The organism is Bradyrhizobium sp. (genome assembly GCF_027451485.1).
Taxonomy (GTDB): domain Bacteria; phylum Pseudomonadota; class Alphaproteobacteria; order Rhizobiales; family Xanthobacteraceae; genus Bradyrhizobium.
This window is the reverse complement of record NZ_DAIDJE010000156.1, coordinates 110070-130779: the sequence shown is the minus strand read 5'-3', so window position 1 is coordinate 130779 and position 20710 is coordinate 110070. Positions and strand designations below refer to the sequence as shown.

General features: G+C 63.1%; 18 protein-coding genes and 1 other RNA gene. 13 read left to right on the top strand and 6 right to left on the bottom strand.

Going from position 1 to position 20710, the window contains the following annotated elements:
* Positions 1-125: 125 nt before the first annotated feature.
* The gene (locus NEZ08_RS19540; RefSeq protein WP_298110493.1) at positions 126-767 is read right to left on the bottom strand and encodes a TetR/AcrR family transcriptional regulator; all 642 of its coding nucleotides are present in this window, start codon (positions 765-767) and stop codon (positions 126-128) included.
* Positions 768-948: 181 nt separating this feature from the next.
* On the opposite strand from NEZ08_RS19540, the gene NEZ08_RS19535 reads away from it, so the two are divergent.
* From NEZ08_RS19535 to NEZ08_RS19520, 4 genes are all read left to right on the top strand, one after another.
* Positions 949-2238 (top strand): HlyD family secretion protein, encoded by a 1290-nt coding sequence (locus NEZ08_RS19535; RefSeq protein ID WP_298110490.1) that lies wholly within the window; start codon positions 949-951, stop codon positions 2236-2238.
* Positions 2239-2309: 71 nt separating this feature from the next.
* Entirely contained in the window at positions 2310-3893 is a 1584-nt protein-coding gene (locus tag NEZ08_RS19530) for a DHA2 family efflux MFS transporter permease subunit (protein ID WP_298110487.1), read from the top strand.
* Between the two features lie 337 nt (positions 3894-4230).
* Entirely contained in the window at positions 4231-5223 is a 993-nt protein-coding gene (locus NEZ08_RS19525) for a hypothetical protein (protein WP_298110484.1), read from the top strand.
* Positions 5224-5459: 236 nt separating this feature from the next.
* Positions 5460-6959: an MBOAT family protein gene (locus tag NEZ08_RS19520; protein WP_298110481.1), complete on the top strand. Its 1500-nt coding sequence runs from the start codon at positions 5460-5462 to the stop codon at positions 6957-6959.
* A gap of 8 nt (positions 6960-6967) precedes the next feature.
* Here NEZ08_RS19520 and NEZ08_RS19515 read toward each other — a convergent pair whose 3' ends face one another.
* The 3 genes from NEZ08_RS19515 to rnpB all read right to left on the bottom strand — a co-directional run bounded on the left by NEZ08_RS19515 (position 6968) and on the right by rnpB (position 8260).
* A complete protein-coding gene (locus NEZ08_RS19515) occupies positions 6968-7168 on the bottom strand; it encodes a hypothetical protein (RefSeq protein WP_298110479.1) in 201 nt (66 codons plus the stop codon).
* 29 nt (positions 7169-7197) lie between these two features.
* Positions 7198-7722, bottom strand: coding sequence for a hypothetical protein (locus tag NEZ08_RS19510; protein WP_298110476.1), 525 nt, complete (start codon positions 7720-7722; stop codon positions 7198-7200).
* Between the two features lie 132 nt (positions 7723-7854).
* An RNA gene (gene rnpB / locus NEZ08_RS19505) (RNase P RNA component class A) lies at positions 7855-8260 on the bottom strand.
* 149 nt (positions 8261-8409) lie between these two features.
* Between rnpB and NEZ08_RS19500 the strand changes: the two genes are divergently transcribed.
* Together NEZ08_RS19500 and NEZ08_RS19495 are read left to right on the top strand one after the other, a co-directional pair.
* On the top strand, positions 8410-8763 hold the full coding sequence (locus tag NEZ08_RS19500; protein WP_298110474.1) for a YciI family protein: 354 nt from the start codon (positions 8410-8412) through the stop codon (positions 8761-8763).
* 8 nt (positions 8764-8771) lie between these two features.
* Positions 8772-10007, top strand: a complete 1236-nt coding sequence (locus NEZ08_RS19495; protein ID WP_298110472.1) for an RNA polymerase sigma factor — start codon at positions 8772-8774, stop codon at positions 10005-10007.
* Between the two features lie 37 nt (positions 10008-10044).
* Here the strand turns inward: NEZ08_RS19495 and NEZ08_RS19490 are convergent, their stop codons facing one another.
* Together NEZ08_RS19490 and NEZ08_RS19485 are read right to left on the bottom strand one after the other, a co-directional pair.
* Positions 10045-10350 (bottom strand): antibiotic biosynthesis monooxygenase, encoded by a 306-nt coding sequence (locus NEZ08_RS19490; protein WP_298110470.1) that lies wholly within the window; start codon positions 10348-10350, stop codon positions 10045-10047.
* An 84-nt stretch (positions 10351-10434) separates the two neighbouring features.
* Positions 10435-11211, bottom strand: coding sequence for an N-acetylmuramoyl-L-alanine amidase (locus NEZ08_RS19485; RefSeq protein ID WP_298110529.1), 777 nt, complete (start codon positions 11209-11211; stop codon positions 10435-10437).
* Positions 11212-11794: 583 nt separating this feature from the next.
* On the opposite strand from NEZ08_RS19485, the gene rsmH reads away from it, so the two are divergent.
* The 7 genes from rsmH to murD all read left to right on the top strand — a co-directional run bounded on the left by rsmH (position 11795) and on the right by murD (position 20628).
* Positions 11795-12799 (top strand): 16S rRNA (cytosine(1402)-N(4))-methyltransferase RsmH, encoded by a 1005-nt coding sequence (gene rsmH / locus NEZ08_RS19480; protein ID WP_298110467.1) that lies wholly within the window; start codon positions 11795-11797, stop codon positions 12797-12799.
* 3 nt (positions 12800-12802) lie between these two features.
* A complete protein-coding gene (locus NEZ08_RS19475; RefSeq protein WP_298110464.1) occupies positions 12803-13225 on the top strand; it encodes a hypothetical protein in 423 nt (140 codons plus the stop codon).
* Complete coding sequence (locus NEZ08_RS19470; RefSeq protein ID WP_298110461.1) at positions 13222-14970, top strand: penicillin-binding protein 2; 1749 nt, start codon at positions 13222-13224, stop codon at positions 14968-14970. The genes NEZ08_RS19475 and NEZ08_RS19470 overlap by 4 nt, the downstream gene beginning before the upstream one ends.
* Before the next feature lie 71 nt (positions 14971-15041).
* Positions 15042-16505 (top strand): UDP-N-acetylmuramoyl-L-alanyl-D-glutamate--2,6-diaminopimelate ligase, encoded by a 1464-nt coding sequence (locus NEZ08_RS19465; RefSeq protein WP_298110458.1) that lies wholly within the window; start codon positions 15042-15044, stop codon positions 16503-16505.
* Between the two features lie 163 nt (positions 16506-16668).
* Positions 16669-18108 (top strand): UDP-N-acetylmuramoylalanyl-D-glutamyl-2,6-diaminopimelate--D-alanyl-D-alanine ligase, encoded by a 1440-nt coding sequence (locus NEZ08_RS19460; RefSeq protein WP_298110455.1) that lies wholly within the window; start codon positions 16669-16671, stop codon positions 18106-18108.
* A gap of 11 nt (positions 18109-18119) precedes the next feature.
* Positions 18120-19223 (top strand): phospho-N-acetylmuramoyl-pentapeptide-transferase, encoded by a 1104-nt coding sequence (gene mraY / locus NEZ08_RS19455; RefSeq protein WP_298110452.1) that lies wholly within the window; start codon positions 18120-18122, stop codon positions 19221-19223.
* A gap of 4 nt (positions 19224-19227) precedes the next feature.
* A complete protein-coding gene (gene murD, locus NEZ08_RS19450) occupies positions 19228-20628 on the top strand; it encodes a UDP-N-acetylmuramoyl-L-alanine--D-glutamate ligase (protein ID WP_298110449.1) in 1401 nt (466 codons plus the stop codon).
* The last annotated feature ends 82 nt before the right edge of the window (positions 20629-20710 follow it).

Sequence of the window (20710 nt, the reverse complement as noted above, 5' to 3'; positions counted from 1 at the left end):
ATTTCTTTCTGTCGTGGCCTGGCTCTAGCGAAAGCGACGCCATTCTTCGAACGGTTATGTCCGGCGATGACGATCGGACAAATCGTGGTCGCCGCGGAAACACGGTGGATGAGCAATCGACGCCCTCAGGCCCGCTTGCTCCCATAAGCCGCCAGAAACATCCGCGTGGCGCTGGCGACCACCTGCTCGATGCGTTCGTGCGTGGGCGCCGGTGCGGCCTGAAAAATAAACGGCTGGAACAGCGAGGCCTGGCACATCTGAAGGAATTGCGAGGCGGCAAGCCGGTAATCGTCGATCATGACGTCGCCCAATCGCGCGCGCGCTTCGAGATAGGCGGCAAGGCGTCCAATCGTGACGGCGATGACATTTTCATAGAAGCGCCGGCCGACGTCCGGCATCCGCTCGGCGATTGCCATCACGGTGCGGATCGCCGAGCCGCCGCCCGGTCGGCACAGGACCTGGATGTAGGCCCGGCCGAACTCCATCAGCGTCGTGGTGGCGTCGCGTTCGGGATCGAAGTTGAAGGTGAGCTTGCCCTGCTCGAGGCTTTCCTCCTCGACGATCGCCTCAAACAGCGCGCTCTTGTCGGCGAAGTAGACATAAAGGGTGCCCTTGGAGACGCCGGCAGCGCGAGCGATCTCGCCCATGCTCGCGCCGTCGAAGCCGAGGTCGAGGAAAACCGTGCGGGCGCCGTCCAGGATCTGCCGCCGCTTCGACGAGTCGGTGTCCCCGATCACACGGAGCGATTGGGACTTCTCTGCAACCATTGGTTTAGCCTTCGGGAAGATTTACGCAGCCGGAAACAACTCTGAAGGGCAATTTCCGTAGATTGTCACGATCAAATATGTATATTGACCGAACCGTTCGGTCAATGTTAATTTACGTGTTGTCGACGCCGCATCTTGCGGCCGTCAATTTTTGTCGAGTTTTTTGAGCGGGGAGGCCGTAATGGCCGCAGCGAGAGATCAGGCGGCACGGATCGTGCGCGCCGAATCGGACGACACGGCCCGCGAGGGTTCCCCCGCTATCGGAGATTCGCTCCGCGCCCAACTCTCCGACGAGAGCGCCCGCCGCCCCCGCGAAACGGACGAGCGCCCGGCGATCGCAAAGCCGGTGGTGGAAGAGGCTGTCGCAGCGCAGCCCGCGAAAGCGCCAAAGCGCAAGATAGTTTTCTTCGGCGCGGTCGCTCTTCTGGCGCTCGCCGCGGCTTCCTATGGCGCGCACTGGTATCTGGTCGGGCGATTTCATGTTTCGACGGACGATGCCTATGTGCGCGCCAACAACACGACGCTCGGCGCGCGGGTGTCCGGTCACCTCGCGACCATCTTCCCGCGCGACAATGCGGTGGTGCATGCGGGCGATGCGATCTTCAAGATCGACGATGGCGATTACCGGCTCGCGGTGGATGCCGCGCGCACACGGATCCGCACCCAGCAGGCGACGATCGAGCGCTTGGGCCGGCAGGTGATTGCGCAGGAGAGCGCGGCCGAGCAGGCGAAGGCGCAACTCGCTTCCGCCGAAGCCGGGATGAAGCGCGCCGGTCTCGACTTCGATCGTCAGCAGGAACTGAGTTCGAAGGGCTTTGCGTCGCGCGCGACCTATGAGGTCTCCGAAGCCAGTCGCGACCAGGGCATGGCAGGGGTGAAGTCCGCCCGCGCCGCGGTGGATACCGCGCAAAGCAATGTCGAGGTGGCGAAGGCCCAGCAGGCGGAAGCGCAGGCTCAACTGATGGAATTGCAGACCACGCTCGCCAAGGCCGAGCGCGATCTCGATTTCACGCTGGTGCGCGCACCGGTCGACGGCACCTTCTCCAACCGCATGGTCAATACCGGCGATTTCATCGCCGTCGGCCAGCGGCTTGGCAACGTCGTGCCGCTCGACGACATCTTCATCGACGCCAATTTCAAGGAGACGCAGCTCAAGCGCATCAGACCCGGCCAGCCGGTGACGATCTCGGTCGATGCCTACGGTCATCGCAAGTTCGAAGGCGTCGTCGAAAGCATCTCGCCGGCCGCGGGCTCCGTGTTCACGCTGCTGCCGCCGGACAATGCGACCGGCAACTTCACCAAGATCGTGCAGCGGCTGCCGGTTCGCATCCATGTGCCGAAGGATGTCGCACGGCAGAATCTGCTGCGTGCCGGCATGTCGGTCTATGCCACGGTCGACACCACCAGGGGCGCGGCGGACGCCGACAACGACGCAGATCTCGACGCGCCCACCATGGTGCATCCGCAGTAACTCTCTTGCTCCCTCTCCCCTTAGAAGAAGCCGAAGCGTCTTTTTGAAACATCGGTCATGTTGAACGCATCATGGCGAACGCCGCGACCCCGAACGCTTCGATGATCAGCGCCGACCCGGCCGAACGGATCGAACCGCGGCGGCTGCTCGCGTTCCTGATCATGGTGTTCGGGATGTTCATGTCGATCCTGGACATTCAGGTCGTCTCGGCCTCGCTCACCGACATCCAGGCCGGGCTCTCGGCGAGTTCGACCGAGGTCTCGTGGGTGCAGACGGCCTATCTGATCGCCGAGGTGATCGCCATACCCTTGTCCGGCTTCCTGTCGCGCGCGCTCGGCACGCGGCTGTTGTTTGCGATCTCCGCCTCCGGCTTCACGGTGGCGAGTTTTCTCTGCGGCTTTGCTTCCACGATCGAGCAGATGATTTTGTGGCGCGCCATCCAGGGCTTTCTCGGCGCCGGCATGATCCCGACGGTGTTTGCATCGGCTTACACGGTGTTTCCGCGCTCCAAGTTCTATATCGTGGGGCCGATCATCGGCCTGGTCGCGACGCTGGCGCCGACGATCGGTCCGACGGTGGGCGGCATCATCACCGACTTGATGTCGTGGCACTGGCTGTTCTTCATCAATGTCGTGCCCGGCGTCATCATCACGGTCGGCGTGCTGGCGCTGGTTGATTTCGACGAGCCGAATTTCGCCTTGCTTGAACGGTTCGACTGGTTCGGCCTGATCACGATGGCGGGATTTCTCGGCGCACTGGAATACGTGCTTGAGGAGGGGCCGCAATATGAGTGGCTCCAGGATACGTCGGTGGCTGTTTGCGCCGCGATCTGTGCCGTCTCGGCAATTGCATTTTTCTACCGCGTGCTGACGGCAAAGGTGCCGATCGTCGATATCTCCACCTTCACCAACCGCAACTTCGGTGTCGGCTGCCTGATTTCGTTCTGCATCGGCATCGGCCTTTATGGACTGACCTACATTTATCCGCGTTACCTCGCCGAGGTGCGCGGCTACAGCGCGCTGATGATCGGCGAGACCATGTTCGTCTCCGGCATCACGATGTTCCTGATGGCGCCGATCGTCGGCCGCCTGATGCAGCGGATCGACGCGCGCCTGATCATCGCCTTCGGCCTCGTCGTCTTTGCGCTCGGCGCCTACCAGATGACCTGGATCACGCGCGACTACGATTTTTACGAGTTGCTGCTGCCGCAAGTCCTGCGCGGCATCGGCATGATGTGCGCCATGGTGCCGACCAACACCATCGCGCTCGGTACGCTGGATGCGGACCGGGTGAAGAACGCCTCCGGGCTGTTCAACCTGACGCGCAATCTCGGCGGCGCGGTGGGGCTTGCGATCATCAACGAGGTGCTGAACGATCGCACCGACCTGCACATCTCCCGGCTTTCCGATCGCGTCACCTGGGGCAACGTGACGGCGACCGAGACCCTGAACGATTTCACCCAGCGTCTGCAAGGCATGGGCGACGCGGCGTTGATGGCCCTGAAGGAACTGTCGCAGATCGTGCATCGCCAGGCCGTGGTGATGGGCTATGGCGATGCCTTCTTCCTGCTCGCGCTGTTCTATTGCGGCCTTAGCCTGATGGTCATGCTGCTGAACAAGCCGGCCTCCATGGCATCGCCGGCAGACGCGCACTGAAATCTGCAATCGTCGTTGCTCACGAGGTGACTTACTCGTCTGCTTTCCTTGTCGTTGCACGAGGCTGCGAGTGTGGCTGAACACCAGGGTTTTCCTGCACCCTCGGCTTTCAGAGGGACGATGATTTGGCCATCACCCGGACGTACCCGCCGCGGCAACGTGGAACTTTGCTCCGTCGTTGCGGCGCCATCGTTCGAGACGCATCGCTCTCGATAGTGGATCAGGTAAGAGCAAGGCGAGCGACGCGTTGCCCACCAGTCAATCCACAAAGTTGTTCAACTCCTCATTTGTGGCATCGATATTGTCTGAAGTGGAAATCCATGGTTGAACGGCCTGCATGACGCAGGGCGGTTCCATTTCGGCTCTCGGCGCGTTGCGGCGCGCGGAAATCGGCGCCGTCCGCTGGATCGCGGGCGTTATCGCGCTCGCAGGCATCGCGTGGCTGGTCGTCCTGGCGGGGCTGCTCGCAGTAGCCAACCGCGTGCACGATGACATCCCGGTCTTGCTGGCGATCAAATTGCCGCTGCTTGCCTCGCATCCGGAACTGATTTTCGCTGGCGAGAGCCGGACCGAATATCAGGTCGATCCGCGTCTCGCCGCGCAACTGATCGGCAAGCCGCCGGGATCGGCGGTCAATATCGCTTATGATGCCGGCGAGCCACTGGCGTTCGCCGCCGCCATGCGCCGCGAGCCCGACAAGTTCCGCGACGCCCATGTCGTCATCAGTGTCGCGCCGTTTCTGTTCAATGAGGGTGTTCGTTCGGCCGGCGTCTATCCGCTGGACGTTCTTCCGCGGCTCGGCGTTGTGCAGCAGATGATCTCGTTCCTGCCGCTGCGCATCGGCACGTTGATCCGCTTTATTCGCGAGGCCTTCGCGTCGCGCCTGGCCGCCGGACAGCACGTGGCCGATGCGCCGTTTCCTGCGTCTTTTGGCGTGAGCCTCATCGATCGCACGCAGCCAGAGTCGAAGTGGCCAAAGGACATCGGCTCTCACCCGCATTATGCCAATTGGAACATCGCGGGGCCCAAGGCCCGCCTCGAGGTCCGCGCGCTGTGCGACATGGTGAAACGGGCGCGGAAGGTGACCGTCGTCATTCCGCCCTGGGCGCCCCGCTACGACCGTTCGCACGACGCGGCATGGCGGGAGAAGGCGGATCAGGTTGCGGCACTGTTGGCAGACGCCGGTCGGAGGTGCGGTTTTGAGGTCCTGAATATTCCGTCCGTTCCCGGATTGCAGCAGGGCAATTACGCCGACGAGATGCATGTCAATGCCTCCGGCGTGCCGATCTATACCCGCTATCTCGTGTCGCGGCTAAGCCCTGGAGCATGATGAGGCTAAGTCCGAATGGTGCAGCGATGGTGACGTCCGCCCTCTCCCCTCGGAAGAGGATCGGGGTGAGGGGGTACGGTTTCTCTTTAACCCTCGCTCCCTCATCCGGCCCGGAGCATGTGCTCGGACGATGCAAAGCGCCGATCCGGGCGCGCCGACCTCGACCCACGGGAGAGGAGAATTGCGCTGCTTCCGGATCGGTTCGACCAAACTCCATCGCGCCCTAGCCGCCGAGCATGCTGTTCTCCACCTACACATTCATCTTTCAGTTCCTGCCCGCGGTGCTGCTGGCCTTCGCGGCCGCCCGCCGCCATTCGCCGCGTGCCGGCATTCTGGTTTTGGTCGGCGCCTCGCTGTTTTTCTACGGCGCGTGGAAGCCGGTCTATCTCCTGCTCCTCGTCGCTTCGATCGGCGCGAATTTCTCGCTCGGCCTGCTGATGGAGAAGCCACATCGTCGCCGCAGGATCGGCATGCTCGGCGTGGCGCTCAATCTCGCGCTGCTCGGCTATTTCAAATACACGAACTTCGTCTTCGACAGCGTCCATGCGCTGACCGGCGCGCCGGTGCCGCTCGTGAATGTCGTGCTGCCGCTAGGCATCTCGTTCTTCACCTTCCAGCAGATCGCTTACCTCGTCGACGTGATGCGCGGCGCCAGGGTCGAGCGCGACATCGTCAGCTATACGCTGTTCGTGTCGTTCTTTCCGCATCTGATTGCGGGGCCGCTGGTTCATCATGCCGAAATGATTCCGCAGTTCAAGCGCGCGCGGACGCTACGCTCCAGCCTGCTGGCGGCGAGGGGACTGGCGATCTTTGCCGCGGGCCTGTTCAAAAAGGTGGTGATCGCCGATAACCTGGCGCAGTTCGTCTCGCCGGTGTTCGCGCATCTCGACGCGGGCGGCAATGTTACCATGTCGTGGGCGTGGCTTTCGACGCTGGCCTATACGCTGCAAATCTATTTCGACTTTTCCGGCTATTCCGACATGGCGATCGGGCTGGCGCTGTTGTTTGGCATTCGTCTGCCGGTGAATTTCCGCTCGCCCTACAAGGCCGCCTCGATCATCGACTTCTGGCGACGCTGGCACATCACGCTGTCACGCTTCCTGCGCGACTATCTCTACATTCCCCTCGGCGGCAACCGCCAGGGCGAACCGCGCCGTTATCTCAATCTGATGCTGACGATGCTGCTCGGCGGGCTCTGGCACGGGGCAGGGTGGAATTTCCTGATCTGGGGTGGCCTGCACGGCGTCTATCTCAGCGTCAATCACCTCTGGCAGAAATGGCGCGGCGCAGCGAAGGCCCCCACTGCCGATCACCTTGCCGCTGTCATTTCATGGGCGCTCACGTTTTTCGCGGTTGTCATCGCCTGGGTGTTCTTCCGCGCGAAGACTGCAGCCGGCGCCTGGGCCATGCTGGGCGCGCTGTTCGGATTTGGCGGGGGAAGTTCCGCCTATGTTTCGTCCGGTATCCTGCGGGTGATGGACTTACCCGTACGGATTGGTGCGGAAGACTTGCTCCTGATCGGCAGCGGCGCGGTCATCCTCGCGCTGGCGATCGCGCTCTGTCTGCCCAACGTTCCGCAAATCTTCCGCTACCGCGAATATCGCCGAGCGCCCGAAGCTTCGCGATGGCCGCAATGGCGGCCCGGCCTCGCATGGGCGTTGTTGTCGGCGCTGGCGTTCGCGATCTCGCTGTTCGGCATGTGGCAGCGGCTGGAATTTCTGTACTTCCAGTTCTGAGCCGGTGCTCAAAAGATTTGATCAAGACTGCGCAACACCAGGGTCACGCCGGACAGAAGCAGAAGCCCCGGCAAGATGTCGCGGAAATAATGGTCACTCAGCACGCGATAGGCGCGCGCGCCTAGCCAGGCACCGCCAACCGTGGCTGGAAACACAAGCAATGCGAGCCAAAGCGTCTCGCGCTTGACCAGCCCGGAGTCTGCCCGCAAACAGGCGTGGCGGCATTGTCGCGACGAGATTATTGGCCGTCGCTATGCCGGGATCCGAAGAGCGCTGTGTAAAGATCGGTGGTGGGGCCGTTGGCACTGATGCCGTAGGCGACCGGCGCGCTTGGCTCCGACGGAGGCGCAGGCGGCGCCGGTTGTTGCGCGACCTGCACCGGTGCGGGTTGGACGGAAGCGGATTGCGCCACCGCCGCGGTCTGCGCCTGGTTCGGCCGCCCTGCGGTCGTTGCGACGGCCTGACCCTGGCGCGCCGGCTGATATTGCGGGGCTTGCTGAGCCGGCGTCATTGGTTGGCCGGTAACCGGCTGAACCGAAGCAACACTCGTCGCGGGCGCGGGCGGCGGCTCACGCGGGCCGAAGAACTCGGTGTAGAGATCTGTGGTCGGGCCATCGCTGGTCAGGCCATACATGGTCCTGTACGGCTGCTCGCCTTGCGCCTGGGCCGAGGTCGTATTGTTCGCCGCGGCACAGCCGGCGACAGCGAGAGCTGCTGCGGCCAGCGCAGTGGCAGTCCGGATGCAAGTCAATGCGCGGTTCACGCTGTTTCCCCTGTCCTTCACCCAAGCAATAAAGGCAGGATATGGCGCCTGCAAGGCAAGCCTTTGTCGTCCGGGATAGGCACGTCCAAACTGGCGAGGGGTCCGGCGCGTCTGGCCGAACCCCTCATTATCAGCATCAGCCGGCCTGTAAGCCGGGTTCTGTAGGGCCTTGCCTGCTTGCGCAGACAAGACGCGACGGCCATTCCTCTGGGACCGGGCTTGCGCGCGGCCTCGAGCAACCAACCCGGACGGCGAGCCTGACATCGCTCCCGCAGGCATTATCGCCTTCGCGAATGACCTGCGTTGCCGTCCCTATTCGGTCTTGCTCCCGGTGGGGTTTACCATGCCGGTTCCGTTGCCGGACCCGCGGTGCGCTCTTACCGCACCTTTTCACCCTTGCTGCCTCCCGAAGGAGAAAGCGGTTCGTTCTCTGTGGCACTTTCCCTAGGGTCGCCCCTGCCGGAAGTTATCCGGCACCGTATGTCGATGGAGCCCGGACTTTCCTCTCCTTGAAGGGAGCGGCCGTCCGGCCGACTGACGATCATGGCATGGGGGTTATGGCCGCCTGCGTCAAGTCGTCAGCGGAGAGACCGGAGGTCCAAAAATAATTATTGTGAAGATGTCGTTTGGTGGCAGGTCGATCCGACTGGTTGTCGGCGATCCAGCCGCACACAGGGAACAAGTGACATGCAGTATTTGCTGATGATCTATACCAACGAAGTCGAGTACGCGAACCGCGATGCCGCGACCATCGAAAAGACCACGGCAGAGTACCAGGCCTTTACCCAGTCGATTATCCAGAGCGGCAATTTCAAGGGCGCAGACCGGCTCCGGCCGACATCGACCGCGACCACGGTGCGCGTCCGCGATGGCAAGATCCTGACCACGGACGGCCCATTCGCGGAAACGCGCGAACAACTCGGCGGCTATTACCTGATCGAGGCGAAAGATCTCGACACCGCCATCGGCATTGCCGCGCGCATTCCGAGCGCCCGCGACGGATCGATCGAGGTGCGTCCGATCTGGGTCTATAACAACTGACGGCGAAGATGCAGCCGGTCGAGATCGACAAGATCTTTCGCTGCGAGGCGGCGAGGGCGCTGGCCACGCTGATCCGTCTCGTCGGCGATTTTGACCTTGCCGAAGACGTGCTGCAGGAGGCTTTCGCGGCCGCGCTGGAACGCTGGCCCTGCACCGAGGCGCCTTCCAATCCTCGCGCCTGGCTCGTCAATGCCGGCCGCAACAAGGCGATCGACCGCATTCGCCGGCAAATCTCGTTTCGCGGCAAGCAGGAAGCGTTGACGCATGAAATCCTGCTCAACGCCGAAGCTGCCGTGGAGGAGGACGACGAGGCGGTCGCTGACGACATGCTGCGGCTGATATTTACCTGCTGTCATCCGTCCTTTGCCCCGGAGGTCCAGGTCGCGCTGACCTTGCGCACCGTCTGTGGCCTGAGCACCGCGCAGGTCGCGCGCGCCTTCCTGGTGAACGAGGAAGCGATGGCCCAACGCCTCGTCCGCGCCAAGCAGAAGATCAGGCTCGCCGGCATCGCCTACGAAGTGCCTGGCCGCGATGCACTTGGCCAGCGGCTGCGCGGCGTGCTGGCGGTGATCTATCTCGTCTTCACGGAAGGTTACGTCGCCACTTCCGGCGAAGAGTTGATGCGGCCGGACCTTGCCCGCGAAGCAATCCGCCTTGCGCGTCTGCTCGATGCGCTGATGCCGAACCGCCGCGAGATCAAGGGCCTGCTCGCTCTCATGCTGTTGCACGACGCACGGCGTGCCGGGCGGCAGACCGAGGCCGGCGACATCGTTCTTCTGGAAGAACAGGACCGCACGCTCTGGGATCGGTACCAAATCGCTGAAGGTCTCAAACTCGTCGAAGAGGCCCTGCGGCTGCCGGGACCTCCCGAGGCTTACGCGGTGCAAGCCGCGATCGCGGCGCTTCATGCGCGCGCACCCAATTTTCAGGATACCGACTGGAAGCAGATCGCCGGACTCTATGAGGTGCTGCTCCGCATCAGCCCCTCGCCGGTGATCGAACTCAACCATGCTGCCGCGATTTCCATGGTGGACGGTCCGGCCCGTGCACTCGACCTCGTCAATGCGCTGGAAGTGCGCGGCGGCCTCAAGGGCTATGAACTGCTTCCTGCCGTCCGCGCAGATCTGTTGCGCCGGCTCGGCCGGCACCAGCCGGCGCGGGAGGCCTATCTTGCCGCCACCGCAGCGACGCAGCTCGAACCGCTTCGCCGGCTTTACGCGCGGCGTTTGACCGAACTCGGTTGACCCTCGCTACCTCAACGCGGGTTCTTTGTTTCCAAGCTCAAATCTCGTCGATCGTCTCGTAATGTTGCACGCGACTATCAAAATCGACGAGCGCGGAAACGCCCTCGGCCTCGACAATCGCCTTGCCGGCGTCCTCTCCGGCAAACGCCCGAATGGCGTCCATCGACTGCCATTCGGTCAGCACGAGAAACTCGATGGTGCCGCCGAGATATTGCCTGAAAAGATGCGCCCCGAGAAAACCGGGCAGGGCGCCAAGCTCAGTTGTCACTTTCGAGCGAAAATGATCGGGGTAGGCGTCGGGATTGGATCTGGCGGCGCGGCCGCGCCATTCGCGAATGATCACAGCGGGAGTCCTCGATTATCCAACGGCGCAATTGTTTTACGCCGATCCAGACCGGTCAACCGCAGCGTTGGACTCGATGGATTGCTAGGTGGCCGTGGCGGTCTCCGCCGGCAGGCTTGCGAGCAACGCTTGCAGCGTCACCAAGGTCGAGTGATCGGCGATGCCGTCGACCTTGGCGGGGCGGAAATGGCGCTGGAAAGCCGTCACCACCTCCATGGTCGTGGTGTCGTACTTGCCGGTGATTGAAAGGCCATAGCCATAATGGGCGAGGGCCTGTTGCAGGCCGCGAACTTCCTCGCCGATCGCGCCCAGCCTCAATCCTTCGCTGCGTACGACCGGCGCAGGCTGGACCCAATGACCGACGCCGGAATTGGCCAGGGAATGCCAGGGAAATTTCTCGCCCGGATCTTTCTTGCGCGACGGCGCGACGTCGGAATGCGCCAGCACCCGGTGCGAGGGCACGTTGCGGCGAAGCATGATGCCCCGGCACAGCGCGATCACCGCGGCGATCTGGCGCAGCGGGAACTCGGGATAACCCCAGTCATGCCCGCGGTTGACGATTTCGACGCCGATTGAGCAGGAATTTATGTCATCCTCGCCGGCCCACGAAGCAACGCCGGCGTGCCAGGCGCGCTTGGATTCCGGTACGCACTGAACGATGCGGCCGTCTTCCAGAACGATGTAATGCGCCGAGACGTCGGTTCCAGCGGTACAGAGCTGTGCGATCGCGCCCTCCGCATCCGGCATGCCGGTATAGTGCAGCAGGATCATGTCGGGCACGCGGCCCTTGTTTCGTTCGCCGAAGTTCGCGGATGGAATGACGTCGGAGGCGATCGAGGAGTCTGGCGTGAAGGTCTGCATGTTCGAAAATGGCCGGGGCAGCGGGATGGCACGCCGCTTCGAATCAGCAGTTGCGAACGAACCAGGTGACATATCAATACTCAAACCCGGCAAGACAACGGCAATCAAATTTTTTCAAAGGAACTGCCGTCACTATTCTCCGTCGCTGTCCGCAGCGCAATCGACTGACGCGCTTCCGACGAGCATTTTGGTTCGGTGTGTGCGGAACGCATCACTTGGCCGTTTCCGGAGGGCGGGGCTTTGGCCCGCTCGGTCCTAAGGCGCCGGAGTTTGACGATCTTCAACCCTTTCTTAACGCTACCTGTCGTTACTAAGTGGTGAAGAACTGTGCCCGATTTTTCGGGTCGGTTAGTGCCGCCGTTTCTGCGTTGGGGGTGCGCTTCGGGGCCGGGTCGCAAACCTCTGCCGGAGGGCACGCGGGAAGCATAGGTTTGACGTGTCCTTTGGAGTCCCAGCTCGAATTCCTGTCGTGCGCCGGCCGCAGCAACCGGAAAGACCGGCGAAAAGCGTATCTTTGAGGCGCCATGGGCCCCTTCGCATCCGAGTTCCACATCGCCTCTCGGCTTTCGCCGCGAGGGCGGGCATGACGCAGCCGGTACCAAGCCACCCGCGCCACATCGCGGTTCTGGGGCGGGAGGTGCTCGCGTGGCTCAAACCGCGGGCAGGCGGGATTTATGTCGACGCGACCTTCGGCGCCGGTGGCTACAGCCGCGCCATCCTCGACATCGAGAACACCCGTGTCATCGGCATCGACCGCGATCGCACCGCGATTTCGGGCGGCTTCGAACTGGTCGATCGCTCGAACGGCCGCCTGACCCTGGTCGAGGACCGCTTCTCGAACCTCGCCAACATCTGTCACGCGCAAGGCGTCACCGCCGTCGACGGCGTCGTGATGGATATCGGTGTGTCCTCGATGCAGCTGGACGAAGCCGCGCGCGGCTTCTCGTTTCGCGCCGACGGTCCGCTCGACATGCGGATGGGGCCAAGCGGCCTGACGGCAGCCGACGTGATCGCGAAGGCGTCCGAAGCCGATCTCGCCAACATCATCTATATCTTTGGCGAAGAGCGTCACTCGCGCGCCGTGGCACGCGCGATAGTCGCCGCGCGCAAGGAGGCGCCGATTGCGACCACGCGTGCTCTCGCCGATCTCGTTGCCAGGATCGTCCGCGGCAAGCCGGGTGATATCCACCCGGCGACACGGACGTTCCAGGCATTGAGAATTTTCGTCAACCAGGAACTTGACGAGTTGCTGCTTGCGCTTTCCGCCGCCGAACAGTTGCTACAGCCCGGCGGTCGGCTGGTCGTGGTGTCGTTTCATTCGCTGGAAGACCGCATCGTCAAGAATTTTCTGAACGAGCGCGCCAAGGTGAGCGGCGCCTCCCGGCACCAGCCGGAGACGGCCCAGCGGCCGCCCAGCTTCACCATTCTCACCAAGCGGCCGGTGACGGCGCAGGACGACGAAGTTACGACCAATCCGCGGGCGCGTTCGGCGAAGCTTCGTGCCGCCGAGCGCAGCAATGCACCGGCTCATCCATCGACCGACCTGCCGGGATGGCCGACCCTCGACACCGTGATGAGGGGAGGCTGAGGCATGCGCATCATCCATCTCCTCGTGATCGGTGTGCTGGTGTTTGCGGCCGCCTATGTCTACCGGATCAAGATGGACTCGACCGACCGCACCGAGCGCGTGCTGCGTTTGCGCGCACAAATACGCCAGGAGCGCGACGCGATCGCGGCGCTGCACGCCGAATGGGCCAAGCTCGACTCGCCGCAGCGGCTGCAGGGCCTGGTCGAACGTCACCTGCCGCTCAAGCCGCTCAACGCCAATCAGTACGATCAGCTGAAGAATTTGCCTGACCGTCCGCCGAGCCTGGTCAAGCCGGGCGATCCTGATCCGATCGGCTCCATGCTCCAGACCATCGAGGCGTCGACCGAGGCACCGACGACAACAGGTTCGATCCCGCCCCAACAGCAAGCACAGCCTCAATCCGAACCACAGGAGGCGCCGCAATGACCGATCGCGCCCCTTCCACCCAAAAATCCCAGGAGCCCTGGCGGCAACGCCTGATCCGCAGCCTTCTTTACGGGCGCAATGTCGATCGGGCAGCCAAGGCGCGCGCCCGCGTCGGCTTCGTGATGCTGGCGTTTATCGCCGTCTATGTCGTGATCGGCGGGCGGCTCGTGATGTTTGCGACCGGCGCCGACAGCCGCAGCGCCCGCCACAGTGCAAGCCAGGATGCGATCGCAACCGCGCGGCCGGACATCCTCGACCGCAACGGCGAAATCCTCGCCACCGACGTCAAGGCGCCGAGCCTGTTCGGCGAACCGCGGCGCATCATCGACAAGGACGAGGCGATCGAACTCCTGACCGCGACCCTGCCCGACCTCGACACATCGGAGGTGCGCGAACGCCTGTCGGGGCGCAAGGGCTTTGTGTGGCTCAAGCGCGAAATCACTCCGAAGCAGCAGCAGGAAATTCACCGCCTCGGCATTCCCGGCATCGGCTTCTTGCGCGAGAACAAGCGCGTCTATCCTGATGGCAACGAAGTCGCGCATCTGATCGGTCTCGTCAATATCGATAACCAGGGCATCGCCGGGATGGAGAAGTGGCTCGACAACAACGGTCTTGCCGATCTGCATCGCGCGGGATTTGCCACCGATCGCTTGCAACGCCCGATCGAATTGTCCATCGACCTTCGGGTCGAGCACGCGCTGCGGGACGAATTGCAAAAGGCAAAGGAAAAGTTCCACGCCAAGGCGGCAAGCGGACTCGTCACCAACGTCAGGACCGGTGAGGTGATCGCGATGGTCTCGCTGCCGGACTTCGATCCGAACAATCCGAAGGAAGCGCATGATCCCGACCGTATCAACCGCCTGACCACCGGCGTGTACGAGATGGGATCGACCTTCAAGGCGTTTACGCTGGCGATGGCGCTCGACACCGGCAAGTACGGGCTGGATTCGCTGTGGGATGCGCGCGGGCCGCTGCATTACGGCAAGTTCGCGATCCACGACGACGAGCCGAAAGGCCGGTTTCTCACCATGAAGGAGGTGTTCACCTTCTCCTCCAATGTCGGCGCTGCGCGCATCGCCCTGTCACAGGGCGTCGAGGCGCACAAGGCGTTCCTGCGCAAGATGGGTCAGCTCGATCGCTTGCGGACCGAATTGCCGGAGAGTGCCTCGCCGATCGTGCCGCGTCACTGGGGCGACTTGAACACCATCACCATCGCCTTCGGCCACGGCATGGCGGTTGCGCCCTTGCAGGCGGTGATGGGCGTCAGCGCACTCGTCAATGGCGGCTATCTCATTCCGCCGACCTTCCTCAAGCGCAGCGAGGAAGAGGCGATGCAACTGGCGAAACGGGTGATCAAGCCGGAGACGTCGGAGAAGATGCGGTTCCTGATGCGGCTCAACGCCGAGGTCGGAACCGCGCGCAAGGCCGATGTCAAGGGCTATTACATCGGCGGCAAGACCGGAACGGCCGAGAAGGTCATTAACGGCCGCTATGCCAAGAAGCGCGTGCTCACCGCTTTCACCGCGATTTTGCCGGCCGACAAGCCGCGCTATCAGGTGCTGATCATGCTGGACGAGCCGCAGCCCCTGAAGGAAACCTACGGCTTCATCACTTCGGGCTGGAACGCGGTGCCGACCGCCGGCAACGTGATTTCCCGCATTGCGCCGCTGTTGGATATCGAGCCGCGTTTCGATCTGCCGCCGCCCGAGCGCCTTATTCTTGCGGCATCGAAGACAAGCCAGTAAGCCGTATTGCGCGTACACTGCCGCGTGGATTCGGAAAACGACCCCAAGGGCGCCGTGCGAATTGGAACACGATGAAGCTCTCCAATCTTTTCGGCGATGATGCCATCATCGACACCCACGCCAAGGCCGGCGGGATCGAGATTTCCGGGCTCGCCATCGACAGCCGCGCGGTCAAGCCGGGTGACCTTTTTTTTGCACTTGCCGGCGCCAAGACCGATGGGACGCGCTTCATCGACGCCGCGATCGCGAGCGGCGCGGTTGCGATCGCGGGCAACCAGCCGCCGGCCGGCGGATGCCACGTTCCGTTTGTGACGACCTCCAATGCGCGCCGCGCCCTGGCGCTGGCGGCAGCAAAATTCTTTCCCGGGCAACCCGCGACGATTGCGGCCGTCACCGGGACCAGCGGCAAGACGTCCGTTGCCGCGTTCACGCGCCAGATCTGGCAACAGCTTGGCTTTGAAGCAGCCAGCATCGGCACCATCGGTCTGGTGTCGCCAAAGCGCACCGTCTATGGCTCGCTGACCACTCCGGATCCGATCGCCTTGCACCGGCAACTTGACGAGATCGCGCGCGAAGGTGTCACGCATCTTGCGTTCGAGGCTTCCTCGCACGGGCTCGATCAGCACCGGCTCGACGGCGTGCGCGTGAATGCGGGGGCTTTCACCAATCTCTCCCGCGACCACATGGATTACCATCCCGACCTCGCGCATTATCTCGCCGCCAAGCTTCGGCTCTTCCGCGATCTCGTCGTGGACGGCGGTGCGGCGGTGATCTCGGTCGATCATGACTGTTCCGGCCAGGTGATCGAGGCAGCTGCAAAGCGGAAGCTTCGGATGATCCCGGTTGGCACCAGGGCCGATGGTGCAGGCGAGGGGATACGCGTCGCCGCCAATAGCATCGACGGTTTTGCCCAGTTGCTCGAGCTTGAACATTGCGGACGCCGTTACATGGTTCGCCTGCCACTGGTTGGCGAGTTCCAGATCGAGAACGCGGTGGTCGCCGCGGGCCTTGCGATCGGCACCGGCAGCGCAGCCGATCAGGTCTTTGCCGCGCTCGAACGGCTCGAAGGTGCGAAAGGCCGTCTGGAGCGGGTTGGCGAACATAACGGCGCGCCGATTTTTGTCGACTACGCCCACAAGCCGGATGCGCTGACCAAGGCGCTGCAAGCCTTGCGGCCCTACACCAAGCGAAAGCTCATCGTTGTGTTCGGCGCCGGCGGCGACCGCGACGCGGGAAAGCGTCCACTGATGGGCGCGATCGCTTCCGAACATGCCGATGAGGTCATCGTCACCGACGATAATCCGCGCAGCGAAAATCCGGCGGCGATCCGTGCGGCGATCCTGGCAGCCGCGAAAGGCGCGAAGGAAATCGGCGATCGCAACGAGGCGATCGTCAAGGCGATTGCTGAGCTCGCCGAGGGCGATGTGCTCCTTATCGCGGGCAAGGGTCACGAGACCGGACAGATTGTCGGTGATCGCGTGCTGCCGTTCAGCGATCATGATGCGGTGGCTTCCGCGCTGGCGCCGCCCATTTGAAATTCCTATACCACGAGCGGCAACCTCGTTTAGGAACTTCAAATGGAAGGGCGGCACTGGTATCGATGATTTTGTTAGTGTCCATAGCTTTCCGAACTTCGTGAAAGATGGGTGCTGAGGCGTGGCACGAACTTCGGAAGTGGGCAGTAATGCAGAGGGTAGCATGAACGCTTTGCCGTTATGGACGTTGGATGCCATGCAGGCCGCGATGCGCGCCGAAGCCAAAGGCGCGCCGCCACAAGCGATCACGGGTATTTCCATCGACAGCCGTACGGTTGCCCCGGGCGAAGCGTATTTTGCGATCAAAGGCGCAGTGCATGACGGACATGACTTCGTCGACGCCGCGCTGAAGGCCGGTGCGGCGCTGGCCGTCGTGGAAAAGGCCCAGGTCGGCAAGTTCGCAGCTGACGCGCCGCTGCTCGTGGTGGACGAGGTGCTTGCGGGGCTCGTCGATCTCGCGCGGGCTTCGCGTGCGCGGCTCGAAGGGCAGGTGATTGCAGTCACCGGATCCGTCGGCAAGACCTCGACAAAGGAGGCACTGTTGCATGTGCTTTCGGCGCAAGGGCAGACGCATGCGTCCGCGGCATCGTTCAACAATCACTGGGGCGTACCGTTGTCGCTGGCGCGCTGTCCGGCCGCGGCGCGGTATGCGGTGTTCGAGATCGGAATGAATCACGCCGGAGAAATCAGCCCGCTTGTGAAAATGGTGCGGCCGCATGTGGCGATCATCACCACCGTAGAGCCGGTACATCTGGAATTCTTCACCGGCATCGAGGCGATTGCGGATGCGAAGGCGGAAATCTTCGAGGGCGTCGAGCCGGGCGGCGCGGTCGTGCTCAATCGCGACAACGCACAATTCGCAAGGCTCAGCCGCCGCGCAAGGGAATGCGGCATTTCGCGCATTGTCTCCTTTGGCGCGAACGAACGAGCCGAGGCGCGGCTGCTTGATCTTTCACTGCATGCGACCTGCTCGGCGGTGCATGCGGACATCCTTGGTCACGAAGTCACTTACAAGCTCGGCATGCCCGGGCGGCACATGGCGATGAATTCGCTTGGCGTGCTTGCCGCTTCTTCGCTCGCAGGCGCCGATCTCGCGCTCGCCTCGCTGTCGCTGTCTCAACTCGTGCCGGCGGCCGGCCGCGGCGTTCGCCAGACTCTTCTTGTTCCCGGTGGCGAAATCATCCTGATCGACGAAAGCTATAATGCCAATCCAGCGTCGATGGCGGCTGCATTGAGCGTGCTTGGCCGCATGCCGGTGGGTGCACAGGGACGCCGGATTGCGGTGCTGGGCGATATGCTCGAACTGGGACCGACCGGGGCCAAATTGCATGCCGGCCTGAATGAAGCCATCAAGGCGGAGCATGTCGATCTCGTTTATTGTTGTGGTCCGCTGATGCGTAACCTGTGGGATGCTCTTTCCACCGGCAAGCGGGGCGGCTATGCCGATAACGCGGCGAATCTCGAGGCACAGGTTCTGGCCGCACTTCGCGCCGGCGACGCTGTCATGATCAAGGGTTCGTTCGGCTCGAAGATGAAAACCATTGTCTCTGCGCTCGAAAAGCGCTTCCCCGGCAAAGCCGCACTCGACGAAGCCGCGGTATAGGCGGACCCTTAATGTTCTACTGGCTGATCGACCTGTCCAACACCGTTCCCGGCCTGTCAGGGCTGCACGGCATCCTGAATGTGTTCCGCTACATCACGTTCCGCACCGGCGGCGCGATGGTGACGGGCGCGCTGTTCGTGTTCCTGTTCGGGCCCTGGATCATCGATCATCTGCGGCTGCGTCAGGGTAAGGGCCAGCCGATCCGTACCGACGGCCCGCAATCCCATCTCAGCAAGAAGGGAACGCCCACGATGGGGGGGCTGATGATCCTGTCCGGACTCGTGGTGGCGACCGTGCTGTGGGCCAATCCGCTCAATCCGTATGTATGGATCGTGCTGGCGGTTACGCTCGGTTTCGGTTTCATCGGCTTCTACGACGATTATCTGAAGGTCACGAAGCAGAGCCACAGCGGCTTCGCCGGCCGCATCCGCCTGCTGCTCGAAGGCATCGTCGCGCTGGTCGCCTGCTACGCGCTGGTCAGGCTTGGCCGCGAGCCGTTCTCGACCTCGCTCGTCATTCCCTTCTTCAAGGACGTGGCGCTGAACCTGGGCTGGTTCTTCGCGGTGTTCGGTGCCTTCATCATTGTCGGTGCCGGCAATGCGGTGAACCTGACCGACGGCCTTGACGGTCTTGCCATCGTGCCGGTCATGATTGCGGCGGCGAGCTTCGGCATGATCTCCTATCTGGTCGGGAACGCGGTATTTTCAGACTATCTGCAGATCAATTACGTGGCAGGCACCGGCGAACTTGCGGTGCTTTGCGGCGCGGTGCTGGGCGCGGGTCTGGGATTCCTGTGGTTCAACGCGCCGCCGGCCTCGATCTTCATGGGCGATACCGGTTCGCTTGCGCTCGGCGGCATGCTGGGCTCGATCGCGGTGGCCGTGAAGCACGAGATCGTGCTTGCAGTGATCGGCGGCCTGTTCGTGCTGGAAGCGGTCTCGGTGATCGTGCAGGTCGCCTCCTTCAAGCTCACGGGGAGGCGCATTTTCAAGATGGCGCCGATCCATCATCATTTCGAGCAGATGGGCTGGACCGAGCCGCAGATCGTGATCCGCTTCTGGATCATCGCGGTGATGCTGGCGCTCGCCGGCCTCTCGACGCTGAAGCTGCGGTGATCCAGTGATCCCCGTCACGTCCTTTGCGGGTAAAACGGTTGCGGTGTTCGGTCTCGGGGGCTCGGGTCTTGCGAGCTGTCATGCGCTCAAAGCCGGCGGGGCCGAAGTCATCGCCGGCGACGACGGTACCGACAGACTCGCGGAAGCGGCGAAAGCCGGTTTCATTACCGCCGACTTGCGAACGGTTGACTGGTCGCGCTTCGCCGCACTGGTCCTGACGCCCGGCGCGCCGCTGACCCATCCTGCGCCGCACTGGAGTGTGGTTGCCGCGCGCGCGGCCGGCGTCCAGGTGATCGGCGACATTGAGCTGTTCTGCCGCGAGCGGCAACGTCACGCGCCGGACGCGCCCTTCGTCGCGATCACCGGCACCAACGGCAAATCGACCACCACGGCGCTGATCGCGCATCTGATGCGCGTCGCCGGATACGATACCCAGATGGGAGGCAATATCGGCACCGCGATTCTGTCGCTGGAGCCGCCGTGCAAGGGCCGCGTGCATGTGATCGAAATGTCATCCTATCAGATCGATCTGACGCCCTCGCTCGATCCGACCGTCGGCATTCTGATCAATGTCAGCGAGGACCACATCGATCGCCACGGCACGCTGGAACATTATGCCGCGGTGAAGGAGCGTCTCGTCGCCGGCGTTCAAGACGAGGGCACCGCGATCGTCGGCGTCGACGATATCTGGTGCCGTGCCACGGCGGATCGCATCGAGCAGGCAGGAAAGCGCGTCGTTCGCATCTCGGTGCGAAACCGGTTGCCCGACGGTATTTATGTCGATCACGAAGTGATCTGGCGCGTCTCCGGCGGGGTGCGCAACGAGATCGCCGGGATCGGCGACATCGGTTCGCTGCGCGGCCTGCATAATGCGCAAAACGCCGCCTGCGCTTCGGCCGCAGCGCTTGCGCTCGGCGTTGCTGGCGATGTCCTGCAGAAGGGTTTGCGAAGCTTTCCCGGGCTCGCTCACCGGATGGAGCAGGTCGGCCGCCGCGACAACGTGCTGTTCGTCAACGATTCCAAGGGCACCAATGCGGACGCTGCGGCGCATGCGCTGTCGTCCTTCGCCGACATCTTCTGGATCGCGGGCGGCAAGCCGAAGGCGGGCGGCATCACCAGTCTCACTGAGTATTTTCCGCGCATCCGCAAGGCTTACCTGATCGGCGAAGCGGCGACCGAATTCGCCGATACGCTCGGCTCGGCGGTCGCCCATGAGATATCAAAGACGCTCGATGTCGCGGTCGAGGACGCCGCGCGTGATGCGCAGGCCTCGGGATTAAAGGAGGCGGTGGTGCTGCTGTCGCCGGCCTGCGCGTCGTTCGACCAGTATCGCAACTTCGAAATCCGCGGGACAAAATTCCGCGACCTCGTGCAGGCGCTTCCGGGCGTCAAGCCGGTGGTGTGACCCGTCTTGGCCGGGCTCGTCCCGGCCATCCACCTCTTTGTTACAGCAGGCCCTTTCAAGGCCTGGATGCCCGGGCACAGGC